General features: G+C 44.2%; 22 protein-coding genes. 3 read left to right on the plus strand and 19 right to left on the minus strand.

What is annotated here, in order from left to right; translation table 11 throughout:
• Positions 1-134: 134 nt before the first annotated feature.
• Positions 135-902 carry a tyrosine-protein phosphatase gene (locus tag ABVF21_RS06385; RefSeq protein WP_371017778.1) on the minus strand — a complete coding sequence of 256 codons (768 nt, stop codon included), beginning with the start codon at positions 900-902 and terminating at the stop codon, positions 135-137.
• A 247-nt stretch (positions 903-1,149) separates the two neighbouring features.
• Between ABVF21_RS06385 and ABVF21_RS06390 the strand changes: the two genes are divergently transcribed.
• Positions 1,150-2,055 carry a LytR family transcriptional regulator gene (locus ABVF21_RS06390; protein WP_371017779.1) on the plus strand — a complete coding sequence of 302 codons (906 nt, stop codon included), beginning with the start codon at positions 1,150-1,152 and terminating at the stop codon, positions 2,053-2,055.
• 46 nt (positions 2,056-2,101) lie between these two features.
• On the opposite strand, the gene ABVF21_RS06395 is transcribed toward ABVF21_RS06390, so the two are convergent.
• The 4 genes from ABVF21_RS06395 to ABVF21_RS06410 all read right to left on the minus strand — a co-directional run bounded on the left by ABVF21_RS06395 (position 2,102) and on the right by ABVF21_RS06410 (position 6,361).
• Positions 2,102-2,869 carry a tyrosine-protein phosphatase gene (locus tag ABVF21_RS06395; RefSeq protein ID WP_371017949.1) on the minus strand — a complete coding sequence of 256 codons (768 nt, stop codon included), beginning with the start codon at positions 2,867-2,869 and terminating at the stop codon, positions 2,102-2,104.
• A 224-nt stretch (positions 2,870-3,093) separates the two neighbouring features.
• Positions 3,094-3,240 (minus strand): hypothetical protein, encoded by a 147-nt coding sequence (locus ABVF21_RS06400; RefSeq protein WP_371017780.1) that lies wholly within the window; start codon positions 3,238-3,240, stop codon positions 3,094-3,096.
• Positions 3,241-3,745: 505 nt separating this feature from the next.
• Positions 3,746-5,149: a cell wall-binding repeat-containing protein gene (locus ABVF21_RS06405; RefSeq protein WP_371017781.1), complete on the minus strand. Its 1,404-nt coding sequence runs from the start codon at positions 5,147-5,149 to the stop codon at positions 3,746-3,748.
• 201 nt (positions 5,150-5,350) lie between these two features.
• Positions 5,351-6,361, minus strand: coding sequence for a cell wall-binding repeat-containing protein (locus tag ABVF21_RS06410; protein ID WP_371017782.1), 1,011 nt, complete (start codon positions 6,359-6,361; stop codon positions 5,351-5,353).
• A 443-nt stretch (positions 6,362-6,804) separates the two neighbouring features.
• On the opposite strand from ABVF21_RS06410, the gene ABVF21_RS06415 reads away from it, so the two are divergent.
• Both ABVF21_RS06415 and ABVF21_RS06420 read left to right on the plus strand, forming a co-directional pair.
• The gene (locus ABVF21_RS06415; protein WP_371017783.1) at positions 6,805-7,422 is read left to right on the plus strand and encodes a cell wall hydrolase; all 618 of its coding nucleotides are present in this window, start codon (positions 6,805-6,807) and stop codon (positions 7,420-7,422) included.
• A gap of 216 nt (positions 7,423-7,638) precedes the next feature.
• The gene (locus tag ABVF21_RS06420; protein WP_371017784.1) at positions 7,639-7,803 is read left to right on the plus strand and encodes a hypothetical protein; all 165 of its coding nucleotides are present in this window, start codon (positions 7,639-7,641) and stop codon (positions 7,801-7,803) included.
• A 77-nt stretch (positions 7,804-7,880) separates the two neighbouring features.
• On the opposite strand, the gene ABVF21_RS06425 is transcribed toward ABVF21_RS06420, so the two are convergent.
• The 14 genes from ABVF21_RS06425 to ABVF21_RS06490 all read right to left on the minus strand — a co-directional run bounded on the left by ABVF21_RS06425 (position 7,881) and on the right by ABVF21_RS06490 (position 21,346).
• The gene (locus ABVF21_RS06425; RefSeq protein ID WP_371017785.1) at positions 7,881-8,906 is read right to left on the minus strand and encodes a LacI family DNA-binding transcriptional regulator; all 1,026 of its coding nucleotides are present in this window, start codon (positions 8,904-8,906) and stop codon (positions 7,881-7,883) included.
• Positions 8,907-8,951: 45 nt separating this feature from the next.
• Positions 8,952-10,421: a glycoside hydrolase family 32 protein gene (locus tag ABVF21_RS06430; protein WP_371017786.1), complete on the minus strand. Its 1,470-nt coding sequence runs from the start codon at positions 10,419-10,421 to the stop codon at positions 8,952-8,954.
• Positions 10,422-10,478: 57 nt separating this feature from the next.
• Positions 10,479-11,927, minus strand: coding sequence for a sucrose-specific PTS transporter subunit IIBC (locus tag ABVF21_RS06435; protein WP_371017787.1), 1,449 nt, complete (start codon positions 11,925-11,927; stop codon positions 10,479-10,481).
• Positions 11,928-12,271: 344 nt separating this feature from the next.
• The gene (locus tag ABVF21_RS06440; protein ID WP_371017788.1) at positions 12,272-13,003 is read right to left on the minus strand and encodes an ATP-binding protein; all 732 of its coding nucleotides are present in this window, start codon (positions 13,001-13,003) and stop codon (positions 12,272-12,274) included.
• Positions 13,000-13,485, minus strand: a complete 486-nt coding sequence (locus ABVF21_RS06445; RefSeq protein WP_371017789.1) for an ECF transporter S component — start codon at positions 13,483-13,485, stop codon at positions 13,000-13,002. The genes ABVF21_RS06440 and ABVF21_RS06445 overlap by 4 nt, the downstream gene beginning before the upstream one ends.
• 2 nt (positions 13,486-13,487) lie before the next feature.
• Positions 13,488-14,078 (minus strand): cob(I)yrinic acid a,c-diamide adenosyltransferase, encoded by a 591-nt coding sequence (locus tag ABVF21_RS06450; protein WP_194218469.1) that lies wholly within the window; start codon positions 14,076-14,078, stop codon positions 13,488-13,490.
• A 16-nt stretch (positions 14,079-14,094) separates the two neighbouring features.
• Positions 14,095-14,529 (minus strand): bifunctional adenosylcobinamide kinase/adenosylcobinamide-phosphate guanylyltransferase, encoded by a 435-nt coding sequence (locus ABVF21_RS06455; protein ID WP_194218468.1) that lies wholly within the window; start codon positions 14,527-14,529, stop codon positions 14,095-14,097.
• Positions 14,481-15,095: a histidine phosphatase family protein gene (locus ABVF21_RS06460; protein ID WP_371017790.1), complete on the minus strand. Its 615-nt coding sequence runs from the start codon at positions 15,093-15,095 to the stop codon at positions 14,481-14,483. Before ABVF21_RS06460 ends, ABVF21_RS06455 begins: the two co-directional genes overlap by 49 nt.
• Positions 15,053-15,844 carry an adenosylcobinamide-GDP ribazoletransferase gene (gene cobS / locus ABVF21_RS06465; protein ID WP_371017791.1) on the minus strand — a complete coding sequence of 264 codons (792 nt, stop codon included), beginning with the start codon at positions 15,842-15,844 and terminating at the stop codon, positions 15,053-15,055. The genes ABVF21_RS06460 and cobS overlap by 43 nt, the downstream gene beginning before the upstream one ends.
• Positions 15,841-17,328: a cobyric acid synthase gene (locus ABVF21_RS06470; protein ID WP_371017792.1), complete on the minus strand. Its 1,488-nt coding sequence runs from the start codon at positions 17,326-17,328 to the stop codon at positions 15,841-15,843. The genes cobS and ABVF21_RS06470 overlap by 4 nt, the downstream gene beginning before the upstream one ends.
• A complete protein-coding gene (locus ABVF21_RS06475) occupies positions 17,325-17,888 on the minus strand; it encodes a bifunctional adenosylcobinamide kinase/adenosylcobinamide-phosphate guanylyltransferase (protein ID WP_371017793.1) in 564 nt (187 codons plus the stop codon). The genes ABVF21_RS06470 and ABVF21_RS06475 overlap by 4 nt, the downstream gene beginning before the upstream one ends.
• A complete protein-coding gene (gene cobD, locus ABVF21_RS06480) occupies positions 17,876-18,940 on the minus strand; it encodes a threonine-phosphate decarboxylase CobD (RefSeq protein WP_371017794.1) in 1,065 nt (354 codons plus the stop codon). The genes ABVF21_RS06475 and cobD overlap by 13 nt, the downstream gene beginning before the upstream one ends.
• The gene (cbiB, locus tag ABVF21_RS06485; RefSeq protein WP_371017795.1) at positions 18,918-19,880 is read right to left on the minus strand and encodes an adenosylcobinamide-phosphate synthase CbiB; all 963 of its coding nucleotides are present in this window, start codon (positions 19,878-19,880) and stop codon (positions 18,918-18,920) included. The genes cobD and cbiB overlap by 23 nt, the downstream gene beginning before the upstream one ends.
• Positions 19,877-21,346 carry an adenosylcobinamide amidohydrolase gene (locus ABVF21_RS06490; protein ID WP_371017796.1) on the minus strand — a complete coding sequence of 490 codons (1,470 nt, stop codon included), beginning with the start codon at positions 21,344-21,346 and terminating at the stop codon, positions 19,877-19,879. Before ABVF21_RS06490 ends, cbiB begins: the two co-directional genes overlap by 4 nt.
• Positions 21,347-21,348: the final 2 nt, after the last annotated feature.

The following is a 21,348-nucleotide window of genomic DNA, read 5'->3' on the forward strand; positions in this document are numbered from 1 at the left end:
ACTATGATTATATGTCGAATTTTGTAGAAGAAAATGCTTACATGTGGGTTTTTATACAATTTTTGACGAAAACTTTTTTTGTAAAGATTATGTTAAGAGGTCACAAGCGAAATTGTGACCTCTTTCTCATACACTTAGAACAATCCTAGTATTTTCTTCTTACGGATTTGTTGTGGTACTTCTTTTGCTACCATCCTTCCAACCACCATATCCTCTGCATTTTCCTGCAGCATGTATCGTGTCGAAATACCAAACTCCTTTTCAACCGTTTCGAATGCTTCTAGTAGGTCAAAAGGTCTGGAATCTATATTATGAGCATCAGAAGCCACAAAGTGGGACAAATTATGCTGAATTAGATCAAAAGAGAATTTTTGGATTTTCTTACCCATCTTCCCCGTGACGCTTGTCCCTGTAAGTTGAGTTAATGCTCCTTCTTTGACGAGGTTATACAACCGCTCTGGATTCTCTATAATTTCCCTGTTTCGCTCTGGATGTACGATAATTGGAACAATCCCTTTTACTTGAAGGTCAAATAAAAGCTTATTAGCATAGCGAGGTAAATGACTCGACGGAAATTCAATTAACATATAGACGCCTTTGTCATTCACGGTTAGCAAGTCACTTCCTTCTAGCTCTTCTACTAACTCTCCGTAAATACGGTTTTCTTGACCTGGTAAAATTTCAAGATCAATGCCTTCTCGCTGAAGTTCTTTGTTCAAGATTGCTACGTCTTGAATAATGGATGGTTTGGTATTATCAAATGTGCCATTTTTGTTGTGAGGTGATGCCACTACTTTTGTGATCCCTTGATTAAAGGCCTGACGTGCCATTGCAAGACTATCATCGATGTTTTTCGCTCCATCATCGATTCCAGGTAAAATATGCGAGTGAATATCGATCATGCTTTCTTTCCCCTTTCCATTTCTTAACTGATTCTATTAGATTAGCATAATTTGTTTCATTCATTGTAACTTCTTTCTTTATTGTATCGTCTAAATGACATGTAATCTTAATGATGCTCTGAAAATTCAAGGGGAAACTCTATTGTTTGGAAGGTATTTACTTTACGAAATAGTTCGACTTATAATAGGGGATAGGTTTTCACATGATGCATGAGTCTATAATTCTACGGAAAGATGGAATGTTAAAATGAAAAAAATATTAATCGTTTTAGGAGTAATTGCCGGAGTTATTCTGTTAGCCGGTGGGGGATATGCTTACTACCTCTTTGATTCTGTTAAAGATACAGCAGGTGAAATGCATGAGCCCATTAGTCGAGAAACTTCAGAAAAGCGTACCGAAAAAGTAAACATGAATGAAAAAGATCCCGTTTCGATTCTTCTGATGGGAGTCGACGAACGAGAAAATGATCAGGGTCGCTCGGATACAATGATCATGATTACATTAAACCCTCATAATGATTCAATGTACATGTTTAATATTCCACGTGATACGCGCACTGAAATCATTGGGCGTGGCACGACTGAAAAGATGAATCACGCTTATGCTTATGGTGGTATCGAAATGACAATGGACACAGTCGAGAACTTCCTGGATGTGCCGATTGATTATTACTTCAAAGTTAACATGGAGGCGTTCGAAGATGTTGTTTCTGCGCTTAATGGTGTAACGGTGGATAATCCATTTGCATTTGATTATCAAGGTTATTCGTTTCCAGCTGGTGAAATTGATTTAAATGCAGAGGAAGCTCTAGCCTTCTCAAGAATGCGCTATGAAGATCCAAAGGGTGATCTTGGGCGTAATGACCGTCAACGTGAAATCATTAAGTCGATTATTGATGAAGGTGCTAGTGTTGGAAGCATTAATAAAATTGATGACTTGCTACAAGCCGTTGGTAGTAACGTAAAGACGAATATGACATTTGAAGAAATGAACGATATTTTCAAGAATTATCGAGGCGCTCGCAACAATATGACGACTTTCGAAATTCAAGGAAGTGGCGAAATGATTGATGGCCTCTGGTACTATATCGTTTCTGATGAAGAGAAACAAAGTATTACTCAAAAGCTTAAAGATCATCTTGAAATTAGTTAACCCTTAATACGAGGCAGCCTGGTAGTTTAAAGGCTGCCTCGTATTTTTAAAATATACCGAGTCTTTTCTTTTTATGAATGCGCTGTGGCATTTCCTTATCTACCATTTTAGCGTTCACCATAAGCTCTGCATTTTCCTGTAACCGATACCGAATGCCCATCCCCAATTTTTCTTCTACTGTATCAAATGCTTTTCTTAAATGGAAAGGACGAGTGGTTGTATTATGTGCATCAGAAGCAATAACGTGTGCAAGATTATGAGAAATTAGTTCATGCGAGAACTTTTTCATCTTCTTCCCCATTTCACCTGATACTGCAGAAGCCGTTACTTGTGATAAAGCACCTTCTTTCACTAACTGGTAAAGTTTCTTCGGATTTTCGATGATTTCTTGATTTCGCTCAGGATGAACTATAACTGGAATTAATCCTTTCATTTGAAGGTCGAAGAATAGCTTATTTGTATAAGCTGGAAGATGACTAGCTGGCAATTCCACAAACAAATAGATCTCCGCATCGTTCACTGTTAAAAGGTTACTTTTCTCATAGTCTTCTAACACTTCACCAGACAATGCTATTTCCTGGCCTGGAAGAACTTCAAGATCAATTCCTTCTCTTGAGAGCTCTTTGTTTAAAATCGTCACCTCTTGCATGATCACTCTCCGATCATTTTCATAACGACCATTTCGATGATGAGGTGTCGCCACAACCTTAGTAATCCCCTCACTTACAGCCTTCCTCGCCATCTCGATACTTTCATCAATTGTCGTCGGCCCATCGTCCATCCCGGGTAGAATATGACAGTGTACATCAAATATAATCCATATCCCCTTTCCCTCACGTTACTCTCTTAAAAGTCATTACCTCGAGTTGCAACTGTTTTCTGTTCATCATAAAAACTCCGTTTGTTCTATTTGAAGAACAGTTATATGTTTTATATTACCATATTTTAAAATACTTTCATATTGTAATTATCTATTAGACATATATCACTAAATATTAAAAAAAGAACTGAGGCGATATATCACCGTCAGTTCTTCTATTAGTCTACTTGTCCATCATATTTTAAGAGAATAGCTTTAATCTGCTCAATGTAATCCTTTGCTGAACTAGCTTCACGTTGATCCTCTTCTACAGTTTTAACAAATTGTTCAATATCTCCCCACATTCCCACGTTGGAACGTTCCATCTAAACAACCTTTCTTTTTATGTATTTCTGATAATAGTACCCGATCACTTTGAAGTTGTAACCACATTTGTGTAATTTTTTCGTTAATTTACCAGTAGCTTTGACGGTCATAGTAAATTAAACGCATTCGACTTATTTAAAGAGTAATAAAAACTGAGGGATCTGGGTAAACTAAAGTTAAGTTACTAACTACTATCAAGACTAGTGAAAATATTTTTCGTGAAACGACAGTATTTGATAGCGCTATCATTTATAATAGAAGGAAGTCACCCTGCTTAAACTGGATGAACTTTCTTTTGAAGGGGATGAGCATATGCATTACCAGGAAGAAGGCAATTTTGCTAAAGGAATGGTATGGGGCGTCTCATTAAGTATTCCTCTCTGGATCGCATTGTTTGGGTGGGCGAAGATTATGTTAAGCGTTGTAAGTTGATATAAAATGAAAGAAGGACAGCGCCCAGGCGCTGTCCTTCTTTCATTTCACTTATATTTTGTTTCTACTCTTCTATTCTACAAACATCTCCCAAATCTCATCCTCCACGTCTTCACTAATCGCATTCGGTCCACCGAAGATCGTAAAGAAGAATGTATCTTTATCCATAAATAGTTTTCTAACTTCCTTAGGCAGCTCATTCTTTCTCGTTAGGAGAACAGGCTCGTAGAAGTTTGCGGCAAGGACGGATCCGGAAAGAGCATCTGCGAAGTTTTCACCCGTAGCGAGGTTAACTGCATACCCCGACGTATCGAGCTGCTTTGCCACTTGAACAGATGTATCATAGCGGTTTTCTCCTGAGATCCGCTTTGGATGTGGGAGCTTGTTGAAGACCGTATTACTGACAACGGCCGTTCCGCCAATAACGTATGTGTCATTGTAATTTTTCAATGCTTTTGCAGTTACAGCTGGAATTTCTTTTGTTTTAGTTAATAAAATCGGGCTTCCCTGTGCGGCGGCAATGGAGGCGACAGATAACGCATCTGGGAAGTTACCTCCGTAGGTGACAAACGCTGTATCACTGAAATAAGGATCGATTTCTTTCGCAATTTTGGCAGCTGTTTCGTAGCGATCTTTTCCTTCAATACGATCGAATGTGATGCCCATTTTTATGAGGGACTTTTCCACATTTTTTGAAACAGCTGTTTGCCCACCAAGGATCGTGACGTGCTCCGTACCAAAATAGTTTAGTGCTTCTTTCACAGAAGCAGGTAGCTCTTTTGTTTGGGTGAGAAGGATAGGTGCGCTATATTGATAAGCAAGTGGCGCTCCGGCAAGGGCGTCAGGGAAGTTTTGTCCTGTCGCAAGAACCACGTGTCTCGTGTAGCCTTCTTCAAATCCTGTCTTGGCGATTTCAACCGCTGTCTCGTAGCGATCTTCCCCTGCAATCCTCATAACGATTGGATCATTGGAGTACGTGAAGGCGGAAAAATAGTAGTCTACGTTATTATTTTTATTAGCGGAATCCGTGACTCTGAAATAGTAGGTTCCAGGCTCTAGCTCCTCGATCCCTCCGTAGTAACCGTATTCGCCTTCTTCATAATCAGGTGTGATTTTCTTCTGGTTTTCATCATAAAGATCAACCCAAAGCTCCATTGTTGGCTCTTCTTCATCCGTACCTGCACCGAAAGATAAGGAGACTGGCTCGTCTGCTTCGACTTCGAATTTATAGAAATCTTGATCCTGATCGGTTAATTTACCGGTCATGACGTCATCATTTATGAAGGAATTTGCTTCTTTGAAACTATTATTTGGTTCGACTTCAGAGATGTATTCCCAATCATCGTAACCGTCGTTCATCGTCATTTTCTGCGCTTTTTTCATAAGCGCATCGTGGGTGGAGGCAGAGGCAACTGGCCCACCGATGAGGCTTCCTGCCAGAAGTGCGGTTGATACTAGTCCAAGTACTTTTTTCATTCGGATCTTTTCCCCTATCATTCTCATTTTTTAAGCAAAACGAGCATGTCCCCTGCTCCTTCATCACCCTTCCATTTCTTTACACTAAGAGGATTATATAGGAGAAACGAGGGTTACGCTATAGGCTGTTTTTGTCGAATGGGATGTTTTTTCCTCAACTAAATAAAAAGCTCAGACGTGGGTCTGAGCTTTTTGTAGATTTTAATCAAATAAGTGATTAATGTCTTGTTCAACGCCTACGCCAATGGCGCTTTTTCCACCAAGAATCGTGTAGAATTCCGTTTCACTATCGCGGAAAAATGCTTTAGCTTGATCCGATAGACCGTTTTTCTTCGTTAACACTACCGGCTCAAAACCGTTTGCTGCATAAATCGATCCCGTTAACGCATCGGCAAAGCCCGCTCCTGTTGCAAGCGTGACTGCGAACGCTGGGCCATAACGTTCTTCTATTACTTTCACAGATGTATCATAGCGATCAACACCTGCTATTCGCTCTTTACTAGGAAGCTTTTTCAAAACGTCGTTACTAATCACAGCTGGTCCGCCAATCGCAATCGATTCACTGTAATTTTTAAGTGCCTTTTCCGTTTCAACAGGAAGTGAATTTGTTTGAGTCAAAAGGATCGGACTGCCTTCAAGCGCTGCAATCGCTGCAACGGATAAAGCATCAGGATAATTCCCTCCATACGTTACATAAGCTGTATCAAATGGAGATGGGCTAAGTTCAGCGGCGATTTTAGCTGCCGTGTCATAGCGATTCGCTCCTGCGATACGATCATAATCAATATTCATTTTCTTTAGCTCGGCTTCGACATCCTTCGAAATTGCCTTCGTGCCGCCAAGAATCGTGACGTGATCAACGCCGAAGTAAGTTAGAGCTTCTTTAACTTTAGCTGGAATGGATTTGGTTTGCGTTAATAGGATGGGTGCATCCATCTCGTAAGCAAGCGGTGCTCCTGCAAGGGCGTCAGGAAAATCGAGACCTGTTGCGAAAACAACTTCAGGTGTATCGCCTTTTTCATAGTCGACTTTAGCGATTTTCACAGCCGTTTCGTAGCGGTCAGCTCCTTCAATTCTCATAATCTCCGTGTCAGTTGTAGCTGCTGAAGCAGCAGGAGCAAGTAAGCTTCCTGCGAGGATTACGGTTGACAATAAACCAAGTGCCTTTTTCATTCGTTTCTTTTCCCCTATCATTCTCATATATGGTGCCATACGAGCATGTCCCCCTGCTCCTTCATCATCCTTCCGTTCAATAGCGCTAAGAGGATTATATATAGATTTTTGTCGCATAGCTATAGCATTTTTTGTCGAATGAAATAGTTTTTTTACTAGACTCAGCCACGTGTCTGAGTCTTGCTTATTGATTAATCAACTAAAACATTTAAGTCTTCTCAACGCCTTCTCCAATAGCATCCTTACCATCAGGAATGCTATTCCCTAAGAGAATTTGAGCAGCTGGAGTTGCCCATTTATCCTTTTATAGAAGAGGCGGATTGAAGTTTGATTAGGTAGAAGGAACCTACTATACTCCTTATTTTGGTTAAAACTAGACTATCGATGTTATTTTCCAATCTATAAGGAAGGCATTCCGTTCCATATCTTTCCTCAATTACCTGTATTATAATAGAGGTTAATTTATGGAGAGGAGTTTGCTAATGAAATTTGTACATGTCCTTGGTTCTCTCGTCCTTGCATCATGCTTTTATTTATTCGTCTTGGAGGACAATGCATCAGCAATGATGGACACGGGATCAAGAGGATCAGAAGTTCAGCACATGCAGTCAATTTTAGAGAAGCTCGATTACTTCCATACGACGCCAACGGGCTATTATGGATCGGTGACGAAAGAAGCAGTTCGTGAATTCCAGGCGGATTTTGGACTTAGCGCAGATGGCGTAGCGGGTACGAATACGCTGAACATGCTAAGTAATCTTGAGATGATCGCACATGTTGTTCATGGTGAATCTCGTGGTGAGCTCTATGAAGGTAAGGTTGCGGTCGCCGCTGTTATCTTGAATCGCGTTCAATCCTCTTCGTTTCCAGGGAGTACATACGGGGTGATCTATCAACAGAATGCGTTTACCGCTTTGAATGATGGCCAGTATTGGCTCACGCCTGATGCTTCTTCTTATCGCGCTGCGAAGGATGCGTACTTCGGATGGGATCCATCTGGCGGTGCGACGTATTACTACAATCCAGGTGGCGTAACGGATGAGTGGATTTATTCGCGTGATGTGATTAAGACGATCGGTCAGCATGTGTATGCGCGGTAGAGAATAGTGGATTGAAAGAAGCAAAGTCCGTGTGAGATGGACTTTGCTTCTTTTTTGTTTGTGAAGGGGGTCAGGCTCGCACCTGACCCCCCTTCACCGCGCACCGCTCCTTTCACACATTCTTTGTTAATTTCTTCACAATTTCTTAACACACAAAAGAAGCAAAACACGTTATGCTAGAGTCAAACGTGATAGTAAAGGAAGGAGGTTGTGTTCATGGGAGTTCAACTCCGAAAAGGCATGATTGATCGTCGAACCTACCTAATTCGTAAGTTACTAAATTCACCACAAAATCGAGAAGACCTTACTCAACTTCATAGTCTCACGTTAACAGAGCTTGAGAAGAAGTATGAGAGAGAAAATCGTATGAAAACATTGTGAAGAGTAGTTCAATAGATAGAAAACCGCGCATTGTCTGCCTCGGGCGGACAATGCGCGGTTTTTGTTTGTATGTGGGGTCAGGCACGTGCCTGACCCCTTGCCTCTGACACACTTTCTCTCATACAGATTTCATATGGGATAATGCATTTCTCATAATCAAATTGAGCATTTTCAATCATCTTCATCATAATACCGGCGCCTTTTTGACCTAAATCGGTATAGGAATAATGCACACCAGATAATTTCAATCTTGATGCCTTGGCGAGTACTGTATCATCTAATGCAAGCACTGAAACCTCATCAGGAACAACGACATTCTGGTCCTGTAAATAGTTCAGAGCGCCGATCGCCATTCCATCGTTCGCTGCAACAACAGCTGTTAACTGGTTGTTCTTCGCATAGATCAATTCCATTTTGTGATACCCGTCTTCTATATGGTAATTACCGTTCACAGTGATCTCGGAATGATATTGGATGCCAGCTTTCTTATGAGCATCGATATATCCTTTAAATCTTTCTTCACCGTTAATAGAATGTTTCGGTCCTCCAATGAATCCGATGGTTGTATGTCCGAGTTCAATCAAGCGCTTTGTCCCCTCGAAAGCAAAATTGTAGTTATCAAAGGCAACGAACGGCACTTCATCTCGTTCGGTATTCTGAAGAAGAGAAACGACCGGGATCGGTAGCTTTTTGATAATCTCAATATGCTCCGGCTGAAACACCCTCGTTGCAAACAAAATCCCTTCCACCCTCTTTGAGCGAAAAATCTCAAACTGCTTGAGTTCATTTTCTAGACTACCGTTCGTGCAAGCAATTAAAAGATTATACCCTTTGGCACCCAGGACTTCGTTCACGCCATTGATTATCCTTGGGATACCTTCCCCCGTTAAATCATGTACGATGATGCCAATCAAGTGGGTCTTCTGCTCTGCGAGTTCCCTGGCAAGAATATTAGGGGAGTAACCTGTTTCCTCAATGATGTGTTGTATCTTTTTCCTGGTGCTTTCCTTTACAGGGCCTTGGTTATTGAATACTCTTGAAACAGTTGCAATTGATACACCTGCTTTTTTGGCGACCTCTGTAATGTTAATTTCTTTCTTCACTACGGCTTCCCCTTTCTTCCAGCTCACAGCCTTACGCTCTAGTCTTTAATATTCCCATTTTACTGCTTCAAGTCTACTTTTTCCATTCTTCGCGAAAAATTGGACTCCGTTGCTATCTTGATCAGGGAAAATGCGACCAGTCATTACTCGTTCACCATCATTGATGAACACTTCAACTGACGAACGATCAACGAAGAGATGGAACTTCACGATGTCAGCTGAGAAATCGCATTGTCGGATTGAACCATATTTCTCCGCAAATGGTTGGCCTGAACGAGAGCGATCAAAGACAATTTTCTTACTCACAACATCATATTTAATGATGGTCTCTTCGTTCTCACCACACCTTATTGCCACTCCAACTTCACTTGCAAATATATCATGAAACTCACAAATCAATTCGTATGTTGTGCCATTAAAATCTGCATAGCTCTTTATGTCATTATCTATGATACCATGAACCTCTTGCTTCGCTTTACGGTGGTTTTCCATTTCTTTCACTGGTTTTTGGATAATTTTATTATTTTTAACCGACAATTCTCGTGGAATGGTCAAGCAGTGTGCCCATCCATGCTGATCTGTTGGGTAATCGATTTCTGGCAATCCCATCCAGCCAATCATGAGTCGTCTCCCTGAAGGATCTTCCATACTTTGTGGCGCATAGAAATCGAAACCATGATCAAGCTCATGAAATTCGCTATGCTGATAGTTTAATGACGGTAAAGCTATCGGATTTCCTACGATATAACCCGATTGATAAATGTTTCGAAAAGCATCCCCTGAAGGTTCTAATCCTTGGGGAGAGAAAATGAGAACACCGTTGTTCTCGAGCTCAAAATAGTCCGGGCATTCCCACATATACCCAAAGTTCTCTAATTGCGTGTCTATTTCTCCGAGGAAAGTCCAATGATTTAAGTCATTTGATCGATATACAACAACAGTTCCTGTCAGATTTTCACGCTGCGCCCCAATGATCATGTAGAAGGCATCGTTATCCTTCCATACCTTTGGATCGCGAAAATGATCCGTGTATCCTTCTGGTACATGATCAATAATCGGCTCATTCGCCTTATTGATTTCACCATGTCGATCCATCCAGGCCATGCATTGATAAGGGAGACGTTCCCAATCCAGGTTCCGCGTATTTCCGGTATAAAATAAGTAGAGTTGTTCGTCGTGCTCAATGCCACTTCCTGAATAAGCACCATGGCTATCAAAGAACTGATCCGGACGAATACCTATCCCGACATTCTCCCAGTTCGTTAAATCCTTTGATTTCGTATGATACCAGTATTTCAACCCGTGAACAGGACCAAGAGGAAACCACTGATAGAACAAGTGATATTCCCCATTGTAAAATGAAAAGCCATTTGGATCATTGAGTAGTCCTGTTTCTGGTTGAATGTGAAACGTTTGCCTCCATGGGCATTGTTGTACTATTTTTTTTAGATTGTGAAGCTCCTGTTCACTCACTTCTTCTATTTTTCTATAGCGCTGTTCTCTCGTCCACTCCATTTTTATCCCTCTTTCAAAAGAATGAGGAGAACCAATAGATTCTCCTTTAAATGATACCTATGCTACTTCTCTTTCTTGCTCTTGTTGAACTGCATTCGATTTTCTTTTTGATAGAATCATTGTCGTAGCAAACGCTACAACAAACGAGATGATCATTCCAATCACATAAAACAATATCGTATCTGGTTTAATCGAGATAATCCCAGGTAATCCTGCTGCGCCTAGTGCAATCGCTTTTGTCTTAAAGAACGTAACAAAAGCCCCACCTGCGCATGATCCAACCATTGCACCTATAAACGGATAGCGTAATTTTAAATTCACCCCAAACATCGCTGGTTCAGTAATTCCAAGAAGAGCTGAGATACCTGCCGCTGATGCGACACCTTTCATCTTCTTATTTTTTACTATCAGTAAGACAGCTAACGTAGCTGCACCCTGTGCAACATTTGACATAGCTGCAAGTGGGAAGAGAAAGGAACCACCCGTTTTGGCGATGTCTGTTAACAACTGCGTTTCGACAGCGATGAAACTATGGTGCATCCCGGTAATAACAATTGGAGCATATAAGAGACCAAGGATCGCTCCGCCAATGAAGCCCGTTGTATCGTACATCCAGATCATACCGTCCGTTACGAGATTACCAGCTGTTCGTGTAAGAGGTCCAACTAATGTGAAAGTTAAAACACCGGTAATAAATAGTGTTAATAAAGGCGTTAATAAATTATCAAGAGCTGCTGGAACAATCTTTCGAAAGAACTGCTCTACTTTTGCCAATATATATGAAGCCACTAACACTGGTAAAACCGTTCCCTGATATCCAATCTTCTCAATTTCATAACCAAAGATATTCCAAACTGGTATTTCACCGTTCACAAGTGCACCGCCGTATCCCCAACCATTTAATAGATCCGGGTGAACCATGATCATACCGAGCGTTGCTCCTAAGAAAGCATTGCCACCAAATCTTTGCGTAGCGGAGAATCCAATTAGTATCGGCAGAAAGACAAAGGCGGCGTTTGCAAAAGTGTTAATTAATGCAGCTAAATCCTTTATGTTCGGAAAAGCCTGAATGAGTGACTGACCTTCATAGAAAAGGTCTGGTGCAGTTAAGAGATTGTTAATTCCCATTAAGAGTCCACCAGCAACAATAGCTGGAATGATCGGTACAAAGATATCAGACAGCATTTTCACAAATTGCTGTAGCGGATTAAGTTTCTTCGTACTTGCCTTTTTCACATCACTCGTTGACATCTCACCTAATCCAGTCTGTTTTGCAAACTCCGCATAAACTTTATTAACAGTACCCGAGCCAATAATGACTTGAAATTGCCCCCCAGTAGAAAAGGTTCCTTTCACCACATCTATTTGATCTAATTTTTCTTGATCAACGATAGACTCATCGTTCAACACAAGTCTTAACCTTGTGGCACAATGTGATGCAGCTGAAACATTATCTTTACCACCTAACGCATCCAATATCTCTTGAGAAACTTCTTTGTAATCCATGGTTACCCCCCATTTCATTATGTAAAAACCAAAATGTAAAGCTTTACATTTTACCTTTAAAAAATACAGTTAAATATGTAAAGGTTTACATTCAACTTGTTTTGATCTTATCCTATCTGTTTAGCTTAGTCAATAGAAAAATGAAAGCCTTTTATTGTACCTCCCATTTCACCTCTACTCAGCTAGTTAACTTTCACTCATAGTTCTTTAAAATTAGAGGGTTGATTGATAGATCATTGAAATGATGAAACTTTCTTCACAATGTAAAGAATAGTTGAATGGATAGAAACCCGTACATTGTCCGCCTCAGACGGACAATGTACGGGTTTTGTATGTGAGAAGGGTCAGGCACGTGCCTGACCCCTTTCAATTTCCACTACATGAAGAAGCCCACCCGCTCGTTCCCGTAGCTGCTCCTCTACCTCTTCATCATAAGAAACTATAAAACTCGTCGATGGTCCTGATGATTTATGAACATCTAGCTCTACCTGTATCTTTTCAGCCGTCACTTCTTCTTCAGCTAGAAGCTCATTTAACTCATACAGTATCCCTTTTGATCCAACAGGTAGCACAGCTCGAACGCCTTCCTGCTCACTCACCCACTGAAAAAGATCAAGTGGTGCTATCGCATTCGGCTCGTTCATCACTTCATCGCCAACGAGTGGTTTCCCGATTACGGCGAATCGGATACCATCACTTAGCGATACTTCCGGAAGTTCGTTACCCTGTTTCCTTCCAATCACCACAACGCCAAGCGCTGATTGAAGGAGAGGCATATTCGTTTCAGAGCTTCCTGTGACTGTAAGCTCGTTCATGCCTAACTCTCTTTTTCCACGCTCGATGCCGCCCACAAGCTCCTCCCACTTTGCGCCGCCGCAGAAGTTATGTAAAACGACGGAAAGTGGCGTTGCTCCATGCGCGATATTTTCCATTATCGCAACGCGAAAAGCGAAGTAAGAAAGCACATCATATGGCACGTTCACGATATCATGCTCTTTCTCTCCGATGCCTCCACTGTTATCGCTTGTAATTACGAGATATTCATCATCGAGAGGAATCATCGTCCCGTCTCTCATAAGCTCGCAAGTCCTTTTTTCTCAAAAATCGTTGCTAACCGCGGGATAAGAGCCATTGCAAGTACGAGATTGATCGCTGATGCTACAACTAGCCCTGGCATAATCGCCATGTAAAAGCCCGTGCCGAGCATAAAAAGAAACGGTAGTGGAGCAACAACTCCGTTTCCTACTAAAAAGAGTCCAACAGCTGTTTTTCGTTTGCTTTTCTCATAAAGCGCACCGAAAAGCCAAACGAGCACCGCCATTTCTGCCGCGATTAGTAGATGCATGGGACCGAGCGGAAAGCCGACAATAAGCGCAGATAGTAAATGACCGAATCCTGCGATCAGCGCACCGCTCCTGCTTCCGAGAAGAACGGTGGCTACGAGCGCTGGAAACGCATCGAGCGCAACGCTTCCGATGACGGATGGGATTTTAATAAGCGCGCCAACAACGGATAGTGCAATGAACATAGCGAGAAGGCTTGCGCGTTTGCCCGACATGCCTACTCTCCTTTACGCTTGCCGCCGCGGAACACTTTTGCGCTTCTTGCGTACTCCACGTCTTTTACGTTCAAACGGAAATTGATCACGCGAGCAAGGGCGAAAAAGTAATCTGATAGGCGGTTTAAGTATTTCATAGGGACGGGTGGGATGTTTTCTTCTACTTTATTTAACGTAACGACGTGGCGCTCGGCGCGACGTGTGATTGTCCGAGCGATATGAATCGTTGCGGACGGCTTGCTTCCACCAGGTAAGATAAATTTCTCAAGCGCTGGCGCTTCTTCAATAAATTCATCGATGCGTCCTTCAAGGTACGTAATCGACTCTTCCATTAGCTTCATTTCTCGTTTTGGTGAGACGTTCGCAAGGTCGCCGCCACAGTCAAAGAGCTCATGCTGAATTTTCTCCAAATCCTCTAGAAGATCCGTAAATTGATCTGAGCCAAGCTCGCTTAATTCAACGATCGCCTGTCCAACGAAGCCATTCGCTTCATCCACTGTGCCGTAAGCTTCTACTCGTACATCGTCTTTATCGACTCTTCCCCCGATAATGCTCGTTTTTCCCTCGTCACCTGTTCGTGTATAAATTCTCATCCCTATTCCCCCTCGATTATTTTAGCTGCTGATTGAGTCCGTACCAGATCACATCAACACGGTCGGCTATGGCCGCTAAATCCTGGTACGCCCATCCTGTTAAATCACGCCATTCGCGCTCTTCTTTTTCCATTGGTACAATTCCTTTAGTAATATCCGCGCCTATGATCACGACCGTCCGCTCATGTTGCTCGCTTTCCCACGAGCGCCAGATACCTAGAAGCGACTGCCATATTGCCCGGCATTCTTCATGTCCCGAGTCAGCTGTAAGTCCTTTGATCCACTGTTCTACACCTTCAAGTACAACGACATCTCCGTAAAAGCGGCTTACATTAAGCGGGATTTTCATTTGGTCATAAGCGGATCTCCAGCAGTGATCCTCCGTCAATCCGTAGAACGTTTTCACCCATTTCGATTTGCCGTTATAGGCACCTCCTGTAACGAAGTGCATCGCATATCCCTCCTTAAATCATCTCGTTTCCATTCAAGCTCAATTCCTGAACCGTGGGGAACTTTCCATTCCCAAAACGAACGCTTTTCTGGGGCATACTTGGTTAGCAAATAGCGGATAACGCCTCCGTGTGTAATCACGATACCTCTCTGATTTGATGATTCAATGACCTGTTCGACGACTGATTTGAACCCTTCTTCAATCCGCTGACCAAATTGAGCGTAGTTCTCACCTCCGGGTGGAGAGATGGTGAATGGATCATCAATCCAGCTTCTGTATTGGGTATCATGTTCAAGGTCGGCATACGTTTTTCCTTCCCATTCACCAAACAGGATTTCCCGCAACAGAGGCACGGGAATTCTTTTCCGATTCGGAAAGAGTCGTTTCGCCGTTTGCATGCATCGCTGCAAGTCACTCGTGAAAATAAGATCATACTGATCAGCGTCGACTGTAGCAAGTTCAGCGGCTTCATTAAGCGGTGTATCTGTCCAGCCAATATAAACACCGCGCTTGTTATCATCCGTTATCCCATGACGAAATAATGTAATAGCCACACGCTCATCCATAAGATCACCTCCATTCCTTCAACGCTCGCGCCGAGCACATCTCCGGTTACGCCGTTAAACCAGCTAAGTATCTTTCTTCTCATAGCGATCGCAAAAAGAACTGTCATTGCACTTAACAACAGCATGCCTAGAAAAACCTCCGGTGAGAGTAGCACCATCATTCCGATGAGCGCGATCCAATAAATTGGATAAATCCATAAGCTTGATCGCTGAATCGATTTCTGAAAGAAGTAAGCAAGCCCCTCTTGTTTCGAAGGTCGAATGCTTAACAGAAAATATCCCATCACACTTTTGCTAAAAAAGGGTATGGACGCAATGAGGAGATACGAGCTGAACGTCGCCATTTGAATGATTTCATAAAGAAAAAGAAACCTTGCCGAGAGAAGCACAATCACTGAAAGCACGCCGAAAGCCCCTGCCCGCGGATCTTTCATAATCTCAAGACGTTTTCCTAGATCGCGATACGAGAAAAACGCATCGCTCGTATCCATCCAGCCGTCAAGATGAAGTCCGCCCGTTAGCGCCATCAGAAACACCCATGTAATGAACGCGATCGCTAGCGACGAAAAAGGCGTCCATTCGATGAGCCCGTAGAGAAGTGCTGCCGATAGCATGCCTTGAAGCAGTCCAAGAATCGGAAACGTTTGAACCGAGCGCGTTAACGGCCCCTGCTCCATTGGAAGTTCACGTCGCACCGGGATAACGGTGAAAAATTGCACATTAATGAGAAATCCTTGCCACAAACTCATTGGCGCTCACGCTGAAACATGATGCTTTTCATAAGCTCCCAGTTCAAGTGTGGCTTCAGCTGATTGGCGAGATGATCGTACGTTTTCTCTTTCATGAGGGCACGGTTGATTGGCTCTTGTTGCGGCAATCCTTTCCGCGTTCGCAGACGATTCAGCCACTCTGTTCGCCATTCATCATTATGAAAAAGATGATGCAAATACGTACCAATCACGCGACCTTCTTCGCCGTAGTAGCCTTCAGGCCGACCCTCGATCTGGAGAAAAGGTTTTGATGTATGAGCAAAACGTGTTTCCCCTAGATGAATTTCATAGCCTTCAATTGGCATTGCTAGATTAGTAGTTGAATGAAGTGAACCGCTCACTCGTACGGTAGTTTTTTCTTTATGAAACGACGTTTTGGCTGGAATGAGACCCATTCCTTTTACCTTTTTCCCAGACTCACCGGTATCAGCGCCATAAGGATCCATCAGCGTCTCCGTTAGCATTTGATAGCCGCCGCATATGCCAATAACGCTTCCGCCACGTGCTATGTAGCTTTGTAACACGTCGTCAAAACCTCGATCCTTCAACCAATCCAAATCACGGATGGTACTCTTCGTTCCAGGAATAATGACCGCATCTGGCTCGCCAACTTCATCCGAGTGCTGCACCCAGCGAACTGTGACGTCCTCATCGTTAATCGGCTCCATATCGCTATAGTTGGAAACGAACGGAAGCTGAAGCACGACGATTTCAAGCGCACCCTTTTTCTGTGTAAACCGATCGGTAAGCGAGAGAGAATCCTCCCCTTCTACATGATGCTCCACGTAAGGAAGGACGCCGATCATTGGTAGACCGGTTCGCTCTTCAAGCCATGTGATGCCATCTTCGAAGAGCGCTGGATCGCCACGAAATTTGTTAATGATGATGCCTTTTACCCGCTTCCGCTCGTGAGCATCCAGGAGCTCAAGCGTGCCGACGATGCTTGCAAACACGCCGCCGCGATCGATGTCCGCCACAAGAATGACAGGTACATCGGCCATTTCAGCCACTTTCATGTTCACGAGCTCGCGATCTTTTAAATTGACTTCAACCGGGCTTCCCGCACCTTCCATCACAACCACATCATAGTTCTGCTGTAGATGCTCGAGCGCACGCTCAATGCTTTCTATGCCCATCTCGTAGTACGATTCTCGGTAATCTTTACCCGAGAGCGTACGGTAAGAGGTTCCGAACTGAATCACTTCCGCATGCTGATCGGATCTTGGTTTTAGGAGAATCGGATTCATCCAGACGCTCGCTTCGGTTCTAGCGGCTTCTGCCTGCGCGCCCTGTGCCCTTCCGATCTCTTTACCTTCCATTGTTACGTAAGAATTGTTCGACATGTTTTGTGATTTAAACGGAGCGACGGCATAGCCTTCGTTTGCAAGAAGACGGCAGAGGGCCGTCACGATCAAGCTTTTGCCAACGTCTGATGCCGTGCCTTGAATCATGACACCCTTCATGTGATTCCGTCTCCCTTCATAACCTGCGGCAGGCCCATTTCAATCAGATAAGCTTCGTCCGCTTGGCTAACAATCCACTGATGAATCTCACCAAGCAATCGCGCATAAACGGAGACAAGTTCCCCATCTAACGGTTCATGCCCAAGTTCATTGCTAACAATGACGAGGGCTTCTGAGCTTTCGTTAAGTTTTTCGATATCAAGCTGAATTTTCTGTTTCGTCTGTTCCTGAAAGATGGCGTTTGACCAGTCTCCGTTTTGAAACAATTCATTAGATAGAAGCGTTGTCACGCAATCAAGCAAAACAACCGCGTTTGCCCCAAGGTGTGAGGTGGCGCTTCCTACATCCTTTGGACATTCAACTGTTTGCCATGGAACGATGGCTTTTTCCCTATCCTGCTGGTGACGGCGAATTCGCGCTTCCATCTCTACGTCACTTGCCTGACCGCAGGCGATGTAATGAAGCGTGCTATTTGCTGTCCGGACCGAAGCTGCTCGTTTTTCCGCAAAACGACTTTTCCCGCTCCTCACGCCGCCGGTTATAAAGATTAGCTTCGCCATGATGCTAGCACCTCCATGAGTCGGTCGTTTTCACCAGATGTTCGAATCGCAAATCTGAGCCATCGCCCGTTAAGACCTGGAAAGTTCTCCGTATGCCTTGGGACGATGCCGTTTTTCATCAAGTAGTGCATGAGCGGCGCTTGATCGGTTTGATCAGGATCTTTTAGCAAATAAAAATTCACGCTTGATCGTGAGTAAATATAGCGATGCTTTTCAAAAAAAGTCTGGAGTTTCTCCCGCTCCTCATCGATAAACTTTCGCGTTGCCGTCACATACGTCTGTTCGTCGATACAAATCTCCCCCGCCATAAGCGCTAAAGCGTTAACGCTCCAGTGTGGCTTGAGCTTTTTAACTGTGCGAATCACTTCAGGATGCGCCATCATATAACCTAGACGTAAGCCTGGAATGGCGAACATTTTCGTTAACGAGCGCAGAATGATCAGGCGCTTATTTGTCATGATCTCTACGGTATAACAGGGCTCTTTTCGTAAAAAGTCAGCGAAGGCTTCATCAATGATCAAGTAGCAAGCTCGCTTTTCCGCTTCAGCAATCAAGGTTCTGACTGATTCAGCATCGTATGAAACACCAGTTGGGTTATTTGGTGTACAGAGGAAAATGGCGTCAAGGTGATTCATTTTTTCAATAAGAGGGTTTGGATCGAGACGCCATCCCTCTACAAGCGTATGGTAAGTGATTTCGCAGCCTGCACTACGACACGCTTCTTCATACTCCGAAAAAGCAGGCTGCACGATGCAAACTCGTTTATGAAAAAGAAAACGGCCGACGAGCGTGATCAGCTCAGCACCGCCGTTACCTACGAGAACGTGACTTTCTTCCGTATCGTGCATTGCTGCAAGCTTTTTCGTTAGCGAGGCGGCGTGGGGGTCAGGGTATGTTGTGATGAGGTTGAAAGCGTCAGGCCACTTTTCGCTCAGCGCCTTTGGAGGACCGAATGGATTCAGGTTTGCGCTGAAATCGAGCGTCTCTTCGGGCTGTTCGATGCTCAGCGATTCGTATAAATAGTGCGGATTAGAGCCGTGTGATGGTAGCAAGGATAAGCCCTCCGATCCATAAGATAAGTAGAAAAAGATTGCTCGTGCGATTCATGATCGCAATCGCTTTTGGAATATGTATGGCGCTTAACTTGATGATGGGATCACCGATAAGCGCACGTTTTGAAACAATGCCTTTATATGTGTTCACCCCGCCAAGTTGCACGCCGAGAAGCGCTGCCGTTGCCGCTTCACCCCAGCCGCTGTTTGGACTCGGGTGCTGCTTTGCATCACGAAATAAAACGTGCCAAGCGCGGCTTCTTGCGGTATGCTCCGGCTTTTTGGAAAGCATCATGCAACAGCCTGTGATGCGACTTGGAATCCAGTTCACAGCGTCATCAAGCTTCGCAGAGGCGTAGCCAAAAGCTTCGTATTTTCCGTTTCGATAGCCAACCATTGAATCACACGTGTTAATCGCTCGGTAGGCCATCGCCCCAACGCTACCGCCGATAAGCGCCCAGAATAGCGGTGCCGTAATACCGTCACTAGTGTTCTCAGCAACCGTTTCAACAGTGCCACGCACGATTTCACTTTCATGGAGTTGATCTGTGTCACGACCAACGATCCAGGAAAGCTTGCGTCGTGCTTCTGTCATATCGCCTTGCTGAAGCGGCTTATACACGTCCAGCGCCGCCTGCCGCAAACTTTTCTGCGAAATCGTAGTTGCGATGAGAATGCCTTCAAAGAAAATCCCCACAAGCGGGTGAAGGGTGTAAGCAAGAAAAACGGTAAACCCGGTTAGCGTGATCACAACGACAAGAACGGTTAGCGTCATGAGGGCACCTTTTTGTTTGCGGTTCGGTCCGTGGTTCCAGCGTTTGTCGAGAAAGCTGATAAGTGAGCCGAACCACTTCACTGGATGCGGCCATTTTAGTGGATCGCCAATCAGCAAATCCAGAAAAAAAGCGAGGCTAATCGCAAGAAGGTGATGCATGATCATAGCGAGAGCCTCGTGCGGTACTTTTCAAGCGCCTCTGTCGTACAGGTGTAAACGCCGAGGCTAATCAATTTTCCGAGCGTTGTGATCGTGCCCGCGTATGCCTGATGCTGTCCACGCTGTGTCGCGGCGACCAGAATACTGTCTGTAGAAGTACCTGTTGCTATGGTGCCTGTCACCGAGTCTTTTACTTGCTGGTCGTGCATGACTTTAACTTTTGCTTCCGTTGCGGTCATGATGCTTTGGATGAATGCTTCATCTGTGAGCGTTCCGTTCACGAAAATCCACGTGTTGATCGTTCCAGGGAGCGGCTCGTATACGTGCTCTGCGCTTTTCGATGCATCAACAGCGTTTCCAACGCCTGCCGTTACAACGACAAATACCGAAACGCCTTCATCTTCTATTAAGCGGTAAGAGACATCCTCTAGTCGAACAGCCGTCATCATGCCAACTGTTTCCGTCGGATCGATGCCATGCTCCTCTAAAAACGTCGCCATTTCTTCTTTATGATCGGAGCAGCTGTAGCTTTTAGGGACGTGGCGGTTGACGAATGTGCGATACCAGCCAGTGCCAGATCCTACGACACCCGAAGACATCGTCCGAAGCGGAAATGGTGTCGTGAGCGTGATCATGTTTTCTGACCGCTCAAGGTAGCGCTCATCAATAGTGAGATCACGTTGATCCTCTGCCTGTTTTTCTGGTAATAAGAGCATTTGAGGCTTTGGCACGGTCGGATGCGGATGCTTTTCGATTGTTGTCCGATAAACCGATTGAATGCGCTGTTCATTTAAAACGTCATTCGGCTTGTTGTGCATGTTGATTTTCCCGTTTTCAAGAAGAAGTAGGTGGTCACAGTACAGACCTGCTAGATTCAAATCGTGAAAAATCGAAATCACCGTTAGCCCCTGTTCGCGCGTCCACTTTTTTAAAAGATCGAGCAGTTCTTTTTGATAAGAAAGGTCGAGGTGGTTCGTCGGCTCGTCTAACAAGAGAATCTCAGGTTCCTGCGCGAGCGCCTGTGCGAGAAAGACGCGCTGACGCTCACCGCCTGAGAGTTCGTTCACATAGTTATCCGCGAAGCCTGCGATTCCAGTTTGCTCCATCGTACGCTGCACGACCATCTCGTCATGCTCGCTCCACATTTGAAACCATCCCGTCTGATGGGCGTAGCGTCCAAGCGAAACGGTTTCCTTAACGGTATAAGGAAAAGCCTGATCCGCATGCTGTGGAAGAACCGCGAGCACACGCGCCAGCTGTTTCGCTGAGTAGCTTGAGAGCGGCTTATCTTTGAGCATGATTGAGCCGGACTTTGCCTTCAGGATGCCGCTAACCATTTTAAAAATATTCGTTTTGCCGCTTCCGTTTGGTCCAACGATGCCGAGAAGCTCGCCTTGATTCACATCAAACGAGATGTCATCAAGCACGTCGTGACCGGGGTATCCTCCTGTAACAGAATGTACGCTTAGCATGC

The organism is Pseudalkalibacillus sp. JSM 102089 (assembly GCF_041366475.1).
Classification (GTDB): Bacteria; Bacillota; Bacilli; order Bacillales; family Guptibacillaceae; genus Guptibacillus; species Guptibacillus hwajinpoensis_B.